This is a genomic window from Bhargavaea ullalensis, assembly GCF_042432615.1.
Taxonomy (GTDB): domain Bacteria; phylum Bacillota; class Bacilli; order Bacillales_A; family Planococcaceae; genus Bhargavaea; species Bhargavaea ullalensis.
The window spans coordinates 253,808-269,666 of record NZ_JBHLWY010000043.1 but is presented as its reverse complement, the minus strand read 5'-3'; the positions used below and the strand labels follow the sequence as shown (position 1 = coordinate 269,666).

Genomic DNA, 15,859 nt, shown 5'->3' with positions numbered 1-15,859 from the left:
TCAAAATAAACAGAAATTTTATTCTCCGGTCAAATCTTTCACGAACAGCTCGAGCCGCCGCTCCACTTCCTCTTCGGTGAGCGTGGTGACGCCGAACGGGATCCAGCGGGCAGCGAGGCCGGCAGAACCGGTTTCCCGGAGCCAGGCGCCGATCGCGCGGATGTCCCATTCCGGGCCGTACGCGAACCCGCCGCCGGCGGTTTCCCGGTACGTCTTCAAAAAACGGTCGGCGGTTTCGCGTCCGTGGATGAGCGCGAGGGCGATGCGCATCCGGCCGATGTCGAGCTGGGCGGGGCCTGTGCCGGCCCGCTCCCAGTCGACGAGCGCGCTTGCATGGCCTTCGTTGAACAGGACGTTCGCGGGCTCAAAATCGCCGTGGATGAGGCGGGTGGATGAATCGGCCGGAACGCTTTCTGCCATCCGGGCCGCGCGCTCCCACACTGTGCGGTCGATTGCCCAGCCGGGGATTTCCGGCCCTGCGGATTTCACCGGGGCAACGGGGAAGCCCGCAGGGTCGGCGGCATGGACGCGGGCGATGAGCCCCGCCAGTTCGTCCGCCCACAGGTCAAAGTCGAGCGGGTGGAGAAACGGCCCGCCGGGAAGCTGTTTCAACAGCAGCGTGCCGGCACCGGTTTCGGTCTTGTCCCGGTCGGCCGCGATGAGTGCCGGGACGGGCAAACCTCGGTCCGTGGCTTTCCGCAGTGCCTCCGCTTCCCGCGCCGCCGCTTGTTCCGAAAGAAAGGCTTTTGCGACGAACGGGTCCCCCGCTTCGTTTTTGAATGCATACAGGCGGTGGCCTTCGCCGGCGGGCAGTTCCCGGAACGACCGCAGCCGGGCACCCGCTGTTTTTTCGTCCAGCCAGCCGAGTGCCTGTTTCGGGAGATCGATGTCCGGGATGAGCGTCTTCCGCCAGAACACGAGGCCGAGTGCCGCGCCTGCTGCGGCGAGGAAGAATCCCGGCCAGTTGATGACCCCCAGAGAGAGAACGAGCGTGAGCATGGCGACGCCAAATTTCCGCTTCCAGACGAGCATAATGCCGAGCAGGATCATGAACACGCCAAAAATTGTCGGGAACAGAAGCGAGTCCAGCCGGAGCCAGATTCCCTTCGTCACCTCGACGAGCACCGGATCGCCGCGGCCCGGCAGACAAAGCGCGCCGTAGATCCGGAGCCAGTACATATAGTAGTAGTAAACCGTGTAGACCCCGCCGGCGAGCACGAGCAGGCCGGGCAGGAAGTTGCGGATCGGCCTTGTTGCGGCAACCATGGCCATCCCTCCTCAAATCACTTCTTGAACTGGATATCCCCGTCCACGACGGTCATCAAAACTGCGGCCTTCACCAGGTCCTCTTCCGGAGTCTGCTCCAAGTCACGGTCGATGATCGTGAAGTCGGCGAAGTGGCCGGGCGCAATCATGCCGCGGCGGTCTTCCTGTCCGAGCACGCGTGCGGCTTCGGTCGTGTAGAGCCGGACGGCGTCATAGACCGACAGCTTTTCTTCCGGCAGATAGCCGCCGTCTTTCGGGTCGTCCGGCAGTTTGCGGGCGACCGCCGTGTAAATGCCGAGGAACGGGTCCGCCGAGTCGACCGGCGAGTCGGAGCCGCCGCCGCAGATGAATCCGCGGTCGAGCAGCTTTTTCCAGGCGTACGCCCAGTCGACCCGGTCCGTGCCGAGGCGGTCGAGTGCCCACGGGAAGTCGGAGCCGACAAACACCGGCTGGATGTCGAGGATGACCGGCAGCTTCTCCATCCGTTCGACCTGGTCTTCGCGCAGCACACACACGTGGATGAGCCGGTCGCGCTTTCCTGCCGGGCAAGGGTGCTTTTCAATCAAATCGATTGCCAGTTCCGCCGCCGCGTCGCCGATCACATGGACCGCGATCGCCTCCCCGTGGCGCCGCGCGCGGAGCACAAGTTCTTCCGCTTCATCCGGCGTGACGACGAATGTGCCGCGGTTGCCCGGGTCGTCCGAGTAGTCCTCGCTTAAAGCCGCCGTCTTTCCTCCGAGCGCCCCGTCAATGAAGAACTTCATCGCGCCGGGCTCCGCCCATGGCTCGTTGTACGATGCGCCGTCTTCGATCATCTGCTCAAAGACGGTCGACCGGCGGAGCAGATGTGCGCGGAACTTCCGCTTGCCTTCGCCGAGCACTTCATGGAACGCGTTGAGCGGGTTTTGGTAGCGGCCGAAGTAGCCGAGGTCGTCGGTGTGGCAGCCGGTGAGCCCCATCGATGCCAGGTCATCGACGGCCGTTTCAAGCGCTTTTCGCACCGATTCCGCGGACGGAGGCGGGACGATCGCCTCGACGAGATCCTGCGCGTCTTCTTTCAGGAAGCCGGTCGGATGTCCGTCTGCATCCCGCACGATGACGCCGCCTTCCGGATCGGGCGTGTGTTCCGTGACGCCCGCCAGCCGGAGCGCGGCCGAGTTCGCGAGGAGCATATGCCGGCAAGTACGCTTCAGCATCATCGGCTTGTTTGTCACCGAATCCAGCTCTTCCAGCGTCGGCACATGCTTGTCCGGGAACAGGTTTTCATCCCAGCCCTCGCCGAGCACCCATTCGCCCTCCGGCACTTTTTCCGCCGCCTCTTTCATGATGCGCAGCAGCTCATCCGCCGAATGAACCGCCGACAGATTGTTGCTCAGCAGCTGCTGGCCGTGCCCGATGATGTGCATATGCGTGTCGACAAATCCCGGATACACGAACGCCCCTTCGACGTCGACCTGCTCATCCGCCCGGTCCTTCAGTTCTTCATATGTACCGACTGCTGTGATTTGCCCGTCCTCGACGAGCACCGCCTCCGCCTTCTCGCCTTCCGCCTGCATCGTCACGAACGTTCCCCCATGCCAGAGCGTCTTCATGCCCATTCCTCCCAATCTTCCATTTTCTTTTTAGTGTAACACTTTTCTGAACGGGAAAGGCGTGAAGGTTTTAGGGCGGTTTTGGGAGCTGAAAGAATCCTTTGGGGAAGCGCTTCTCTCGCGGCGCGGATGGAGTATAATGGATTGAAAAGGAGCCGGGGTGGATGGATGAGTGGATCGGCAAGCTCATTGCGCTCGGGATCATGGCCGTCCTGTTGTACAGCGTGTGGCGCCAGGCAAGACATATGGTTTCTGCCGGCTGCAATCAGTTCGAAAACTGGACGGAAGTCGTTTCCGGCACCGCATTCATCGTTTTCTATGCACTGAGCCTCCTTCCCGCTTTCGGCAGTGAAACCGCGGTCGATTGGGCCGCCCCGGCAGCCTGGGTCAGCCTGATCGCCTACCTGATCGCAAAATTCGGCCTGAAGCCGGAGGCAGATCACACATCCTAAAAAGCACGGCGAAGACGCGCCAGCTGGCCGTCTCCGCCGTGCTTTTTCCATTGTTGAAGCCGGACCGGGGCCCGCCTCATGGCCATGAATCCACTCGCGAGGCGTATGCGCTCACTCGATGGCTGTACGCGCTCACTCACCCGCCGTACGCGCTCACTCGGCGACGCAACGCGCTCACTCACCCAACAACCAATCCGCTCAGCCTTTCAGCTTCACCCGCTGCAGCCTCAACGCATTCAGCACGACCGATACCGAGCTGAACGCCATCGCGGCGCCTGCGAGCCACGGGGCGAGGAAGCCCGCGGCGGCGACCGGGATGCCGAGGCTGTTGTAGGCGAGCGCCCAGAACAGGTTCTGCCGGATATTCGTGATCGTCTTCTTGCTCATGAGAATGGCGTCGGCGATGCTGTTGAGGTCGCCGCGGATGAGCGTCACATCGGCCGCCTCCATCGCGACGTCCGCTCCCGTGCCGATCGCCATCCCGATGTCGGCAACGGCGAGCGCCGGCGCGTCGTTGATCCCGTCGCCGACCATGGCGACTTTCCGGCCGGCTGCCTGGAGCTTCTTCACTTCCTCGGCCTTGCCTTCAGGAAGAACTTCTGCGATCACGGAGTCGATGCCGGTCTCGGCGGCGATGGCTTCCGCGGTCCGCCGGTTGTCGCCGGTGATCATGAGGACTTCCAGCCCCATATCATGGAGCCGGCGGATGGCGTCTGCGGAGGTCGCCTTCACCGTGTCGGCAACGGCGACCATGCCGGCGAACCGGCCGTCGACGGCGGCAAGCATGGCGGTCTTGCCCGCTTTTTCAAGAGATTCCATTATGTTGAGAACGGCATTCACGTCCACTTTTTCCCGATCCATGAGACGCCGCGTTCCGACGAGCACCCGGCTGCCGCCGACCTGTGCCCGGACGCCGTACCCCGGAACCGCTTCAAATCCGTCCGGCATCTCCACGCGGATGCCTCTTTCTTCAATGCCGAAGACGATCGCTTCGGCGAGCGGGTGCTCGGAATTCTTCTCCGCGCTCCCCACGAGCCGCAGGAATTCGCCTTCCTCGAAACCTTCCGCCGGAATCACATCGGTGAGCGACGGCTTGCCGTTCGTGACCGTGCCGGTTTTATCGAGGATCACGGTGTCAATCCGATGAGTCGTCTCCAGATGCTCCCCGCCCTTGAACAGGATGCCGAACTCCGCCGCACGACCGGAACCCGCCATAATTGACGTCGGCGTCGCCAGTCCGAGTGCGCACGGACAGGCGATGACGAGCACCGCGATGAACTTCTCGAGCGCCGGAGCAAACTCGCCCGGCTGGACTGCGAAATACCAGACGAGGAACGCCACGACCGCAATCCCGACGACAATCGGGACGAAGATGCCCGAGATGACATCCGCCATCCGCTGGATCGGCGCTTTCGATCCCTGCGCTTCCTCCACCACTTTGATGATCTGGGCGAGCGCGGTGTCGCGGCCGACTTTGGTCGCCTCGACTTTCAGGAAGCCGTTTTTATTCAAAGTCGAGCCGATCACCGCGTCACCCGCCGATTTGTCGACCGGCACGCTTTCACCCGTCAGCATCGATTCGTCCAGCGCGGACTGCCCGTCGACGATAATCCCGTCCACCGGCACTTTCTCGCCCGGCTTCACGAACACGATGTCGCCGGCGAGCACATCCTCAACGGGAATGACCATCTCCCGTCCATCCCGGACGACGGTCGCCTCTTTCGCCCGGAGGCCCATCAGTTTCTTGATCGCCTCCGACGAGCGGCCTTTCGCCTTCGCCTCGAACAGCTTGCCGAGGATGATGAGCGTGATGAGCACGGCACTTGTCTCATAGTACAGGTCGACCATGCCGCCGGATGCCGCCCCGCTTCCGATCGACCGCACGCTCAGGTACAGACTGTAGAAGTAGGCCGCGGACGTGCCGAGCGCCACGAGGACGTCCATGTTCGCGCTTTTATTGCGCAGCGCTTTGTAGGCCCCGACGTAAAACTGCCCGCCGACAAAAAACTGGACGGGAGTGGCCAAAGCCAGCTGCACCCACGGATTCAGGAACGCCCTCGGCACCCAGATGAACGAAGTGAAGCTGAAGTGGCTCACCATCGCCCACAGGAGCGGGAAAGACAGGATGGCCGACAAGATGAACTTGGCAGTCTGCTTTTTGATCTCGCGCTGCCGGTGGTCGACCGCGCCTTCCGCTTCTTCCTTCTTTTCCTCCAGTTCGTAGCCGAGCCGGTGGATTGTTTCTTTCATCTCAGCGGGCGTCACCTGTTCCGGATTGTATTCGACCGCCGCGGTTTCAAGCGCCAGGTTCACGGTGGCCCGGTCCACGCCGTCCATCTTGTTCAGCCGCTTCTCGACCCTCGCCGAACATGCGGCGCACGTCATGCCGGTCACATTGAACTCGGCCTTGTCCGTCACGACATCGTACCCGAGTGCGCGCACTTTCTCTTTCAGCTCCCCGACGTCCGTTTTTTCGGGATCAAACGCGATCTTCGACTTCTCGAGCGCCAGGTTGACGTTCGCCTCCTCGACACCGTCCATCCGCTTCAAGCCTTTTTCGATCCGAGTCGCACACGCCGCACAAGTCATGCCCGTGATCTGCAGCGTCGTTTCCTTTGTACTCATCGCTCCTCACCTCTCTTACCCATAGGGGGTATTTATCAGCCAAAAAATGAACCGCGCCGGTTGCCCGCACGGCTCTCGTTTCGTTATTTCTGGACGTCGTAGCCCTGGTCTTCGATCGTGTCGACAATCTGATCCACACTGACGGCAGCCGGGTCAAACGAAACGTTGACTTGATTGTCCGCAAGGCTCACGTTCACCGAATCCACGCCGCCGAGTCCGCCGACGCTGCTTTCCACCGCATTCACGCAGTGGTTGCACGACATGCCCTGTACGTTCAGTTTCACTTGTTCCATGGATGAATCCTCCTCCACTTACCCGCAGGGGGTATTAAAATAACCTGCCTTCACTGTAAATCAAGGCGCGTCCTCCCGTCAACGGGAATGCACCCGTTTCACTGGGATTTGGAAAACCGTTTGAACACGTCCATCAGTTCATCGATCGCCTGCTCGCCCTCGCCGTTTTGGACCGCGCTGGTCACACAGTGGTGCGTGTGCTTTTCCAGCAGCTCCAGCCCGACATTTTTCATTGCGGCGTTGATCGCCGAAATCTGGGTGAGGATATCGATGCAGTAGCGGTCATTCTCGACCATATTCTGAATGCCCCGCACCTGTCCCTCGATGCGCTTCAGCCGGTTGATCAGCCGCGCCTTCTCATCCGGCGAGCGGTAGGTCGTCTTCACTTCTTCCATCCGGGTCACCAATCCTTTCCTAGATACGCCGATGGGGTATATGTCCAGTATAACACGGAAACCGCCCGGATACCCCCTCCCCGCACCAGCAAGCCTCCGCTACTCCAATTTCTCCGCCATGATCTCCTCGGTGAGCGGCTGGATCACCTGCTCGATCACGACGCCGTCCTCGTCGAGCACATACGTCACCGGATAAGCACGCACCTCATATTTTTCCGAAATTGCGCCGTCCTCGTCCATCACGACGGGGAACTGCAGCCCGTTGTCCTCGATGAACGGAACGACCGCCTTCCCGTTGCCGCGCTCCGTATGCGTCGCATTCACCGCAAGGATTTCAAACGCCTCCCCGCCTCCGTGCGCCTCGTAATACCGCTGCATATGCGGCATCTCCTCGCGGCACGGCGGACACCAAGTCGCCCAGAAGTTCAGCACCACCTTGCGGCCGCGGAAATCGCTCAGCCGAACCGGCAACCCGTCCGTTGACATCAGCTGAAAATCCGGCGCCCGCTCCCCCGGCTTCAGCCCGAGGTCCGGCAGCTCCTTCACATCCGCATCCGGGTCCGCCCCGATTGTCGCATCTTCATACGCCGACTCGTCAAACCCGTCGCCCGACGGCAAATTCGTCTTGATCATGATGAACACCAGCCAGCCGACGAGCAGCAGCGCCAACACCGTTCCGGCCCATCTCAATTTCTTCATCCTGCACCCTCCTTGCCCTCCCCTCAGCTTAACGGCTCCCCCGGGGAAATAAAAGCCGCACGCCCGTCCGATTCGCGGGGCCGTTTTGACGAGTCGAACGATTCCCGCCGTGAGTCGAATGATTCCTCCGCCGAGTCGAATGATTCTCGTCGCGAGTCGAACGATTGGGCGGCCGAGTCGAACGATTCCTCGCCAAGGAAGGAGTTCCGCCCCCTGCTCCCGAATAGGAAATTCAAACAGGAGGGGTTCAAGATGACGAGAATCACACGTTCGACAGAGGACCGGGCGCTGTTCGGCATCTGCGGCGGCATCGCCGGGCACTTTGGGATTTCATCGTTCCTGGTGCGGCTCGTGTTTCTGCTCACGCCGGCATCCCCGCTGATTTACCTCATCCTCGGAATGCTCATCCCGGAGAAACACACATCGCTTTATGAAAGGAATTGATCGATTGGACACCATCATCCGCAATATGACACCGGCCGATATCGGGCAAGTCCGCCGGGTCGCAACCGACAGCTGGCATGCGACATATGAAGGGCTCATCCCCCGCGGCGTCCAGGACCGTTTCCTCGGCCAGGCCTACAGCCCGGAGATGCTCGAAGCGAGATGCGCCCGGTCCCCGTTCTACGTGGCGGAACAGGAGGGACCGATCATCGGGTTCGCCAACTTCTCCCCGCTCCGCGAAGACGGCAATGCGGAACTCGGTGCGATCTATCTGCTTCCCGAAGCACAGGGCCAGGGCATCGGCACCCGACTGCTCGATCACGGGATCCATGACCTGAAGCCGTCCGCCGTCTTCATCAACGTCGAATCCGGCAACCGGATCGGCAAGACATTCTACGAGGCGAAAGGCTTTTGCACGGTCGAAGAATTCGACGATGACTTTGACGGGCATGTCCTGAAGACGACCCGGATGAAGCTCGCGCTAAAATGAAAAAGCGTCCGGACAGGGTCTCCTCCCATCCGGACGCTTTCGTTAATTAATGATCACCATGCTGATCGGCACCGACTGTCCGTTTAAGAAATACTCGACCGTGTCTTCACCGCCGCTGCGCTTCACTTTAAACACATGCCACCCGCTTGAACTGCCGGCACTGCCTGTTTCGTTCAGCTTGACGTTCGCCTTGCTGTTTTTCATTTCGATGGCCGAGTCCACCGCACGGTCAGACCGGAGAACCAGATAATACGAATCTGAATCGCCCACCTGAATCACCTGCAGCAACTCATTCGGATCCATATACTCTTCCACTTTTTTCGGCATCTTCTCCAGTTCCTCAATCGATGCCACCTGCATTCCGCAACCCGTCAGCCACACCATTCCGAGCAAGAACATCGCCAGCCGCTTCATCCCCATCCACCCCTTTCCAATCATTATAGTTAATCCTTCCGTGCCTTTGCCATCTCTTCTTGACCTGAAGGAGCCACCCGCTTAACATGACGAGTATGAGACGATCGCAGGAAGAGAGGCGGAGCAATTGAAAACCCGAACAATCGGAAGATGGACGATCAGGCTGGAGCGCCCCTTGTCCGGTGAACACGATTCCCCATGCGACTGCCTGTATTGCCTGAACTTCCGGAAAGCCGTCAAAGACCCGGACCCGCAGGAACGCGGCTTGTTCGATCAGCTCGGGATCGATCCGGAACGGCCCGGACTCCTTTCCGACTTCCCCGCCGAGTCCGGTTCCGGGCGGTATTACATCGGACACTACGAACTGGCAGGCCGCTTGCTGGACGGGCCGCCGGCTGCACCGGAGCACTGGACAGACGAAAACACGGAGATGATCGGACGCTTCCGGATCGGTTTCTCCGGTGCTCCGGAGCTGCGGCTGGAGTTTGAGGCTGTTCTGCCCTGGCTGCTGAGCGAGCCGCCGGAAGACTGACCCGCACGCCGTATTGACTCTTCCAGCCATCCCCTATATGATAATGAAAGAATGAAACAGCCCGCGCGAGGCGGGAGAGGTTGCATAGCGATCACCCTCTATAAAAAACCTATGGAACCATGACGATTTCCCGCCATGTCCATGCCGGATATGACGGCTTTGTTTTTTTATGGACTGATCATAGACAGCCTCTCTTGCGTGTGCCGGCAAACACGACAAGGAGGCTTTTTTTCATGCCCGGACGCACTAAAGAAGAAGGACTCAACGACCTCAAACTGCTCGGCAACCAGAATGTCAGCTACTCATTCGAATACGCACCGGAAGTGCTCGAGGCGGTCGACAACCTGCACTCAAGCCGCGAATTTTTCGTGAAGTTCAACTGCCCGGAGTTCACGAGCCTGTGCCCGATCACGAACCAGCCGGACTTCGCCACGATGTACATCTCCTACATCCCGGACAAGAAGCTCGTCGAAAGCAAGTCGCTGAAGCTGTACCTGTTCAGCTTCCGCAACCACGGCGACTTCCACGAAGACTGCGTGAACATCATCATGGATGACCTCATCGATCTGCTCGAGCCGCGCTACATCGAAGTGTGGGGCAAGTTCACCCCGCGCGGCGGCATCTCGATCGACCCGTGGTGCAACTGGGGCCGCCCCGGCACGCGCTACGAAGAGATCGCCGATTACCGGCTCATGAACCATGATATGAACCCGGAGACGATCGACAACCGGTGAAGGGAGGGGCGAATCGCTGCCTGAGAGGGGTGAATCCCTGGCCACGAGCGCGAATCGCTACCTAAGCAGGGTGAATCCCTACCTCGGGGCTGTGAATCCCTACCTTAGCGCGGCGAATCGCCACCTTTCGCCCGCGAGTCCCTACCTTCACCCGCGAAGTGCCTGCTGTCCCGAATCATTCAAAACCAAACCGGAAAGGGAGTCACCCCCATGCTCAAAGACGAAAAAGCGCTCGTCGTGTTCAGCGGCGGACAGGACAGCACGACCTGCCTCCTATGGGCGAAGAAACAGTTCGCCGAGGTTGAAGCCGTCACGTTCGACTACGGTCAGCGACACGCCAACGAGATCGACTGCGCCAGGGACATCGCCGAAGAACTCGGCATCCGCCATCACGTCCTCGACACGTCGCTCCTCGGCCAGCTGGCCCCGAACGCACTCACGCGGGACGACATCGAAGTGGCGGACGGCGCGGACGGAAAATTGCCGTCCACGTTCGTCCCCGGACGCAACCTGCTGTTCCTGTCGTTCGCCGGCGTCCTCGCCAGCCAGATCGGCGCGAAGCACCTCGTCACCGGCGTATCGGAAACCGACTTCAGCGGCTATCCCGACTGCCGAGACGCCTTCATCAAATCGTTCGACGTCACACTGAACCTCGCGCTGGATGCGCCGTTCACCGTCCACACGCCGCTCATGTGGCTCGACAAAGCCGGCGTCTGGGCGCTGGCCGATGAGCTCGGCGCACTCGACTTAGTCCGGACGAAAACCCTCACCTGCTACAACGGCGTCAAGGCGGACGGATGCGGCGAGTGTCCCGCCTGCCGGCTGCGCAAGAACGGACTCAAGCAATACATGAATGAAAAAACCGAAACGGCCGGCTCCCGCTGACCCGCCAATCCGATCACCAAGGAGAACTGCACATGAGAATCTTCCTCTACCTGATATCCATCGTCATCGCCAACGTCATCACCGCCGCCCTCCAGCCATTCCAATTCGGCGTCTTCATCGTGCCGATGGGGACGTTCTTCGTCGGCGCAACGTTCATTTTCCGCGACCTCGTCCAGAACCGGTACGGCCGCAGGAAAACTTACATGGTCATCGTCACGGCGCTCGCGCTGTCCGCGATCGTCTCGTTCCTGCTCGGCGACACGCTCATGATCGTCGCCGCCTCCGCCCTTTCATTCGCGCTTGCGGAAACGGCCGACACGGAAGTCTACTCACGGGTCAAGCTGCCGATGGCCTGGCGCGTCTTCTACAGCGGCACCGCCGGCGGACTGCTGGACTCCGCCGTCTTCGTCATCATCGGGCTCAGCCCGCTCGGCGCCGGGTTCCTCCCCTGGGAAGCCGTCCCGTTCGCCATACTCGGACAAGTCATCGTCAAGACGACGCTCCAGATGGCCGGCGCCCTCATCCTGAGCCGGACGCGCTTCATCCGGAGAGAAGACCCGTATTTCGCAACGACTGCAAACTGACCTCGGCCCACCGGCATCCCGCAAGCGGGTGCCGGTTTTTGTGTGCCGGAGGATTCCCTGCTCGGGAAGTCGAATGAATAAAAATAGAGTCGGCCGATCCACCGCTTACCAAAGGAGGAATGGGAAATGCATTTCAAGACAGCCGCCCGGCAGGACTTGCCGGAAATCGTCCGGCTTCTGGCTGACGATGAGCTCGGGTCCAGACGGGAAAGATTTGAAGACCCGCTGCCCGATTCGTATATTCGTGCATTTTCCGAAATGGAATCGCAGGGCGGAAACGAGATCCTGCTGGCAGTGGAAGACGGGAACATCATCGGCTGCCTGCAGCTCACCTTCATCCCCGGCCTCTCCCGGCTCGGCATGAAACGCGCACTCATTGAAGGCGTGCGCATCGACAGGAAGCACCGGGGGCAAAAAGTCGGTGAAGCGCTTTTCCGCGAAGCCATCCGGCGCGCAGAAGCCGAAGGATGCGGACTCGTCCAGCTCACGACCGACAAACAGCGTCCGGACGCCCTCCGCTTCTATGAAAAGCTCGGCTTCACTGCAAGCCATGAAGGCATGAAGCTCATTTTGGAATAACGAACGAAAGAGGAGGGACGCATCCGCGTTCCTCCTCTTTTGCTTGATCGTCCATCGACAGAAACGTTTATCTTCTCCCAACTTAGTGACACAAATCACTATTTAGAATATACTATTTCACTGTAGGAAAGGAGATGCACTCATGCTCACACTCATCAAGAACGGAGAAATCCTCTCCCCCGAACAGCTTGGCAGAAAGTCGATTTTATTTGCCGGCAATGAAGTACTCCACATCGGAGAAATCGACGAGGCGGCGCTCGCTTCCCTAGGCACCGAAGTCGACGTCATCGATGCTAACGGCGCCTGGGTCATTCCCGGCCTCCTTGATCCGCACGTCCACTTTATCGGCGGCGGCGGAGAAGGCGGATTCGCCACGCGCACGCCGGAAATCCAGATCAGCGACTTCATCAGCGGCGGCATCACGACCGCCGTCGGACTGCTCGGCACGGACGGCACGACCCGCCACATGACCTCGCTCCTCGCAAAGGCCCGCGGGCTCGAAGAGGAAGGAATGACCACTTACATATACACCGGCAACTACGACGTCGACACCCCGACGATCACCGGCAACGCCAAAGACGACATCATCCTCATCGACAAGATCGTCGGCATCGCGGAAATCGCCATTTCCGACTCCCGCTCCGGACAGCCGACCGTCGAGGAACTGTCGAAGCTCGCCGCACAGGCCCGTGTCGGCGGCCTTCTGAGCGGAAAGGCCGGCGTCGTTCATTTCCATACCGGTCCGGGCAAGAACTATCTGTCGCAGCTGCACGATCTGCTGGACAACTATGAAATCCCGCCGACCACGCTTTACGCCACCCACATCAGCCGCAGCAAAGAACTGTTCGACGACGCCATCCGGCTCGCCGCCCGCGGCTCGTTCGTCGACATCACGGCGGCCGACGACACCGGCGAATGGATCCGCTACTACAAGGAAAGCGGCGGTGATATGGACCAGCTCACCCTCTCCTCCGACGGAAACGGCAGCCTGCCCGTTTTCAATGAAGCCGGCGAGATGATCGGACTCGGCGTGGCCAGCGCCCGCACCTTGTTCGAGCAGTTCATCTCCGCGGTGAATGACCACGGCATGTCCATCGATGAAGCCTTGCCGCTCGTCACATCCAACACCGCCCGCGCACTGAAGCTCGGACGCAAAGGACGCATCGCGACAGATGCAGATGCCGATTTCGCCATACTCGATCCGGAAACGCTCGAACTCCGGGACGTGTTCGCAAAAGGACGCCGCATGATGAAAGACGGAGAAATCCGGGTGTTCGGCACATTTGAAAAACGGTAATCCCCTTCACCCAGTCAGTCACCAAGGAGGCCATTTATGAAATCCATCCGCAGACCGAACTTCTTTGAAGCATTCTCGCCCATTGTCGTCATGCTGCTCCTGCTCGCCGTCGGGTACGGCGTGTTCAAATTTCCGCCGGAGCCGCTCCTCGTCCTCGCCTCCCTTTACGCCGGGCTCATCGCACTGCGCCTCGGCCTGAAATGGGACGACATGATGGACGGCATCCAGGACAAGATCCGCCAGGCGATGCCGTCGATCCTCATTCTGATCTCAATCGGCATTCTGATCGGCACGTGGATGATCTCGGGCACGATCCCGATGCTCATCTACTACGGGCTGAACCTGATCAACCCGGACTACCTGATCGTGATCGCCTTCATCGTCTCCGCCCTCATCTCGATCGTCACCGGGACGTCGTGGGGATCGGTCGGAACCGTCGGCGTGGCGCTCATGGGCATCGCGACCGGGCTGGACGCAAACCTCGCCGCAACGGCCGGTGCCATCGTTTCCGGCGCTTATTTCGGAGACAAGCTGTCTCCCCTGTCCGACACGACGAACCTCGCGCCGATCGCGGCCGGCAGCGAGCTGTATGACCACATCAAGCATATGCTCTGGACGACCGTCCCCGCCGCCGTCATCGCGCTCGTCGCCTATTTCATCGCGGGGCTCCAGCTGTCCCCCGGCAATGTGGACACGCCGGAAACGATGACCCAGATGCTCGCGACACTCAAAGAGATGTTCAAGTTCAGCCCGCTTCTGCTCCTGCCGCCGGCGATCGTGCTGTTCGGATCGATCCGCAAGCATCCGACCTTGCCGGTCATCATCTTTTCTTCGATCGTCGCGGCCCTGCTCGGCTGGCTGTATCAGGGCTTCAGCGCCACGAACATCTTCGCGTCGACCGTCTCCGGTTTCACCGTCGACATGGTCGAGAAAGCCGGATTCAATCCGGAAAGCGTCATCTTCGAAGTGACCCGCCTCGTCAACCAGGGCGGCATGCAGTCGATGACCGGCGTCGTCCTCATCGCGTTCGCCGCGTTCATCTTCGCCGGCATCATGACGAAATCCGGTTCGCTTGAAGTCATCATCGAAGCGCTCATGAAGATCGTGAAGCGCACCGGCGACCTCATCCTGTCGACCGTGCTTTCGTGCATCACGATGGCGCTCGTCACCGGCAACTCGTACTTGTCGATCATCGTCCCGGGCGAGATCTACAAAGATACATACAAGTCGAAAGGCCTCGCCGCGAAGAACCTGTCCCGGACGCTCGAGGACTCCGGCACCGTCGTCGTGCCGCTCATCCCGTGGTCGTCCGCCGGCGTCTTCATGGCCGGCACGCTCGGCGTCTCGGTTTTTGAATACGCACCGTGGGCCATCCTTTGCTACACCGGCTTCATCTTCGCGATCATCCTCGGGTATACGGGGATCGGGATTTCGAAGATCGATGACGGAGAAATGTCTCCGCCCCCAAGCGGCAGCAAAGCCGTTGACCGCTCCCCCGCATCTGCAGTGAACGAATAAGAAGAGACGAGAACGCAGCCGGCAACCAGGCTGCATTCTCGTCTCTTTTAGATTGAGCAAATTTCAGGTTATCATGAAGCGTTGCTTTTATCGGAGCGGGCGTTATCTTTATCCGGCGAAGCGTTGCTTTTATCGGTGCGAGCGTTATCTTTATCCGGCGAAGCGTTGCTTTTATCGCTGTAGGAAGGTCACCTCATCACCGTCGCGTCCACCGGCAGGAATTCCGCAAGCTGTCCTTCCCGCTTGTCGAGCATGATCTGTTCCGGCCGGACGCCCACTCTGCGCAGAACATCAATGTTCTGCCTGAGGAACTCGTCACTGCCGACCACGTAGAACAGGCCTTCCCCGTCCGCCGCAAGGTTCTTCAGCTCTTCGTAGTATTCGTTCCGGTTCACGACAAATCGGGACGTGAACTTCTGCTCAGGCGCCGCTCCGAACACGTCCGGGAACAGGAACTTTTTCGATGAGTCGATGTTCAGCGAGTGGATTTGATTGACCCCGTCGGCACGCTCGAAAAAGTCCAGCACGAGCGGACGGAAAGTGGCCAGGCCGACGCCCGACGACAACAGGTAGACATTTTTGTCTTCCCGCTTAAGCGGAACGTTTGAATGGGTCTTGAAGATTGCGACTTCATCTCCGACTTTCATCTCACGCAAAATCGCCTTGAACTCCGAGCACTGCTCCCGGATGCGGGTGGTGATTCCGATTGCCCCCTCATGCGGCAGGGTCGAAATGGACATATGGCGGATCAGGCTGCGGTTCGGCTTCTCCCCGGCATTGAACCCTTCGAATGCCATGTGGGTGTGAGATCCCTCTTCCCATTCAAAGCCTTCCGGGCGGTCGAGCATGTATGTCTTGACCTCAGGCGTTTCGTCGATTATCCGGTTGATCTTCGTCCAGTATATTTTCATTTGGCAGTCCCCCACTTCAAAATTTCCGTCTCACTCAACCTTACACTAACTGATAACCATTCTCAATGAATATCCCCAATCATGCTTTCCGGCAGGACCACACACGTATGAATTGGCACGCCCGGTTCCAATGTTCAAGGAGTATATCG

18 protein-coding genes are annotated in these 15,859 nt (G+C 59.9%); 10 read left to right on the top strand and 8 right to left on the bottom strand.

Features of this window, described 5'->3' with window-relative positions; genetic code table 11:
- Nucleotides 1–18 precede the first annotated feature (18 nt).
- Together ACFFIY_RS13475 and ACFFIY_RS13470 are read right to left on the bottom strand one after the other, a co-directional pair.
- Complete coding sequence (locus tag ACFFIY_RS13475; protein ID WP_354194691.1) at nucleotides 19–1,266, bottom strand: phosphotransferase family protein; 1,248 nt, start codon at nucleotides 1,264–1,266, stop codon at nucleotides 19–21.
- 17 nt (nucleotides 1,267–1,283) lie between these two features.
- Nucleotides 1,284–2,858, bottom strand: coding sequence for an amidohydrolase (locus ACFFIY_RS13470; RefSeq protein WP_354194689.1), 1,575 nt, complete (start codon nucleotides 2,856–2,858; stop codon nucleotides 1,284–1,286).
- 164 nt (nucleotides 2,859–3,022) lie between these two features.
- On the opposite strand from ACFFIY_RS13470, the gene ACFFIY_RS13465 reads away from it, so the two are divergent.
- Entirely contained in the window at nucleotides 3,023–3,310 is a 288-nt protein-coding gene (locus ACFFIY_RS13465) for a hypothetical protein (protein WP_354194687.1), read from the top strand.
- Nucleotides 3,311–3,508: 198 nt separating this feature from the next.
- Here ACFFIY_RS13465 and ACFFIY_RS13460 read toward each other — a convergent pair whose 3' ends face one another.
- The 4 genes from ACFFIY_RS13460 to ACFFIY_RS13445 all read right to left on the bottom strand — a co-directional run bounded on the left by ACFFIY_RS13460 (nucleotide 3,509) and on the right by ACFFIY_RS13445 (nucleotide 7,322).
- Nucleotides 3,509–5,935 carry a heavy metal translocating P-type ATPase gene (locus tag ACFFIY_RS13460; RefSeq protein ID WP_354194685.1) on the bottom strand — a complete coding sequence of 809 codons (2,427 nt, stop codon included), beginning with the start codon at nucleotides 5,933–5,935 and terminating at the stop codon, nucleotides 3,509–3,511.
- An 83-nt stretch (nucleotides 5,936–6,018) separates the two neighbouring features.
- A complete protein-coding gene (copZ, locus tag ACFFIY_RS13455; protein ID WP_354194683.1) occupies nucleotides 6,019–6,228 on the bottom strand; it encodes a copper chaperone CopZ in 210 nt (69 codons plus the stop codon).
- A gap of 98 nt (nucleotides 6,229–6,326) precedes the next feature.
- A complete protein-coding gene (locus tag ACFFIY_RS13450) occupies nucleotides 6,327–6,632 on the bottom strand; it encodes a metal-sensing transcriptional repressor (protein WP_376837304.1) in 306 nt (101 codons plus the stop codon).
- A 90-nt stretch (nucleotides 6,633–6,722) separates the two neighbouring features.
- Nucleotides 6,723–7,322 carry a TlpA disulfide reductase family protein gene (locus ACFFIY_RS13445; protein ID WP_354194678.1) on the bottom strand — a complete coding sequence of 200 codons (600 nt, stop codon included), beginning with the start codon at nucleotides 7,320–7,322 and terminating at the stop codon, nucleotides 6,723–6,725.
- Nucleotides 7,323–7,574: 252 nt separating this feature from the next.
- Here ACFFIY_RS13445 and ACFFIY_RS13440 point away from each other — a divergent pair, with 252 nt between their 5' ends.
- Together ACFFIY_RS13440 and ACFFIY_RS13435 are read left to right on the top strand one after the other, a co-directional pair.
- A complete protein-coding gene (locus tag ACFFIY_RS13440) occupies nucleotides 7,575–7,766 on the top strand; it encodes a PspC domain-containing protein (RefSeq protein WP_354194676.1) in 192 nt (63 codons plus the stop codon).
- Between the two features lie 4 nt (nucleotides 7,767–7,770).
- Complete coding sequence (locus ACFFIY_RS13435; RefSeq protein ID WP_354194674.1) at nucleotides 7,771–8,256, top strand: GNAT family N-acetyltransferase; 486 nt, start codon at nucleotides 7,771–7,773, stop codon at nucleotides 8,254–8,256.
- A 42-nt stretch (nucleotides 8,257–8,298) separates the two neighbouring features.
- Here ACFFIY_RS13435 and ACFFIY_RS13430 read toward each other — a convergent pair whose 3' ends face one another.
- The gene (locus ACFFIY_RS13430) at nucleotides 8,299–8,694 is read right to left on the bottom strand and encodes a hypothetical protein (RefSeq protein WP_354194672.1); all 396 of its coding nucleotides are present in this window, start codon (nucleotides 8,692–8,694) and stop codon (nucleotides 8,299–8,301) included.
- Nucleotides 8,695–8,797: 103 nt separating this feature from the next.
- On the opposite strand from ACFFIY_RS13430, the gene ACFFIY_RS13425 reads away from it, so the two are divergent.
- From ACFFIY_RS13425 to nhaC, 7 genes are all read left to right on the top strand, one after another.
- On the top strand, nucleotides 8,798–9,202 hold the full coding sequence (locus ACFFIY_RS13425) for a hypothetical protein (protein WP_354194670.1): 405 nt from the start codon (nucleotides 8,798–8,800) through the stop codon (nucleotides 9,200–9,202).
- A gap of 233 nt (nucleotides 9,203–9,435) precedes the next feature.
- Nucleotides 9,436–9,936 (top strand): preQ(1) synthase, encoded by a 501-nt coding sequence (queF, locus tag ACFFIY_RS13420; protein WP_354194668.1) that lies wholly within the window; start codon nucleotides 9,436–9,438, stop codon nucleotides 9,934–9,936.
- A gap of 210 nt (nucleotides 9,937–10,146) precedes the next feature.
- Nucleotides 10,147–10,821, top strand: a complete 675-nt coding sequence (queC, locus tag ACFFIY_RS13415; protein WP_354194666.1) for a 7-cyano-7-deazaguanine synthase QueC — start codon at nucleotides 10,147–10,149, stop codon at nucleotides 10,819–10,821.
- Between the two features lie 32 nt (nucleotides 10,822–10,853).
- Nucleotides 10,854–11,405 carry a VUT family protein gene (locus ACFFIY_RS13410; protein ID WP_354194664.1) on the top strand — a complete coding sequence of 184 codons (552 nt, stop codon included), beginning with the start codon at nucleotides 10,854–10,856 and terminating at the stop codon, nucleotides 11,403–11,405.
- A 126-nt stretch (nucleotides 11,406–11,531) separates the two neighbouring features.
- Nucleotides 11,532–11,984: a GNAT family N-acetyltransferase gene (locus tag ACFFIY_RS13405; RefSeq protein ID WP_354194662.1), complete on the top strand. Its 453-nt coding sequence runs from the start codon at nucleotides 11,532–11,534 to the stop codon at nucleotides 11,982–11,984.
- A 142-nt stretch (nucleotides 11,985–12,126) separates the two neighbouring features.
- Nucleotides 12,127–13,281 carry a beta-aspartyl-peptidase gene (gene iadA / locus ACFFIY_RS13400; RefSeq protein ID WP_354194660.1) on the top strand — a complete coding sequence of 385 codons (1,155 nt, stop codon included), beginning with the start codon at nucleotides 12,127–12,129 and terminating at the stop codon, nucleotides 13,279–13,281.
- Nucleotides 13,282–13,317: 36 nt separating this feature from the next.
- A complete protein-coding gene (gene nhaC / locus ACFFIY_RS13395; protein WP_354194658.1) occupies nucleotides 13,318–14,799 on the top strand; it encodes a Na+/H+ antiporter NhaC in 1,482 nt (493 codons plus the stop codon).
- Nucleotides 14,800–14,987: 188 nt separating this feature from the next.
- On the opposite strand, the gene ACFFIY_RS13390 is transcribed toward nhaC, so the two are convergent.
- Nucleotides 14,988–15,710: a dihydropteridine reductase gene (locus tag ACFFIY_RS13390; RefSeq protein ID WP_354194656.1), complete on the bottom strand. Its 723-nt coding sequence runs from the start codon at nucleotides 15,708–15,710 to the stop codon at nucleotides 14,988–14,990.
- Nucleotides 15,711–15,859 lie beyond the last annotated feature (149 nt).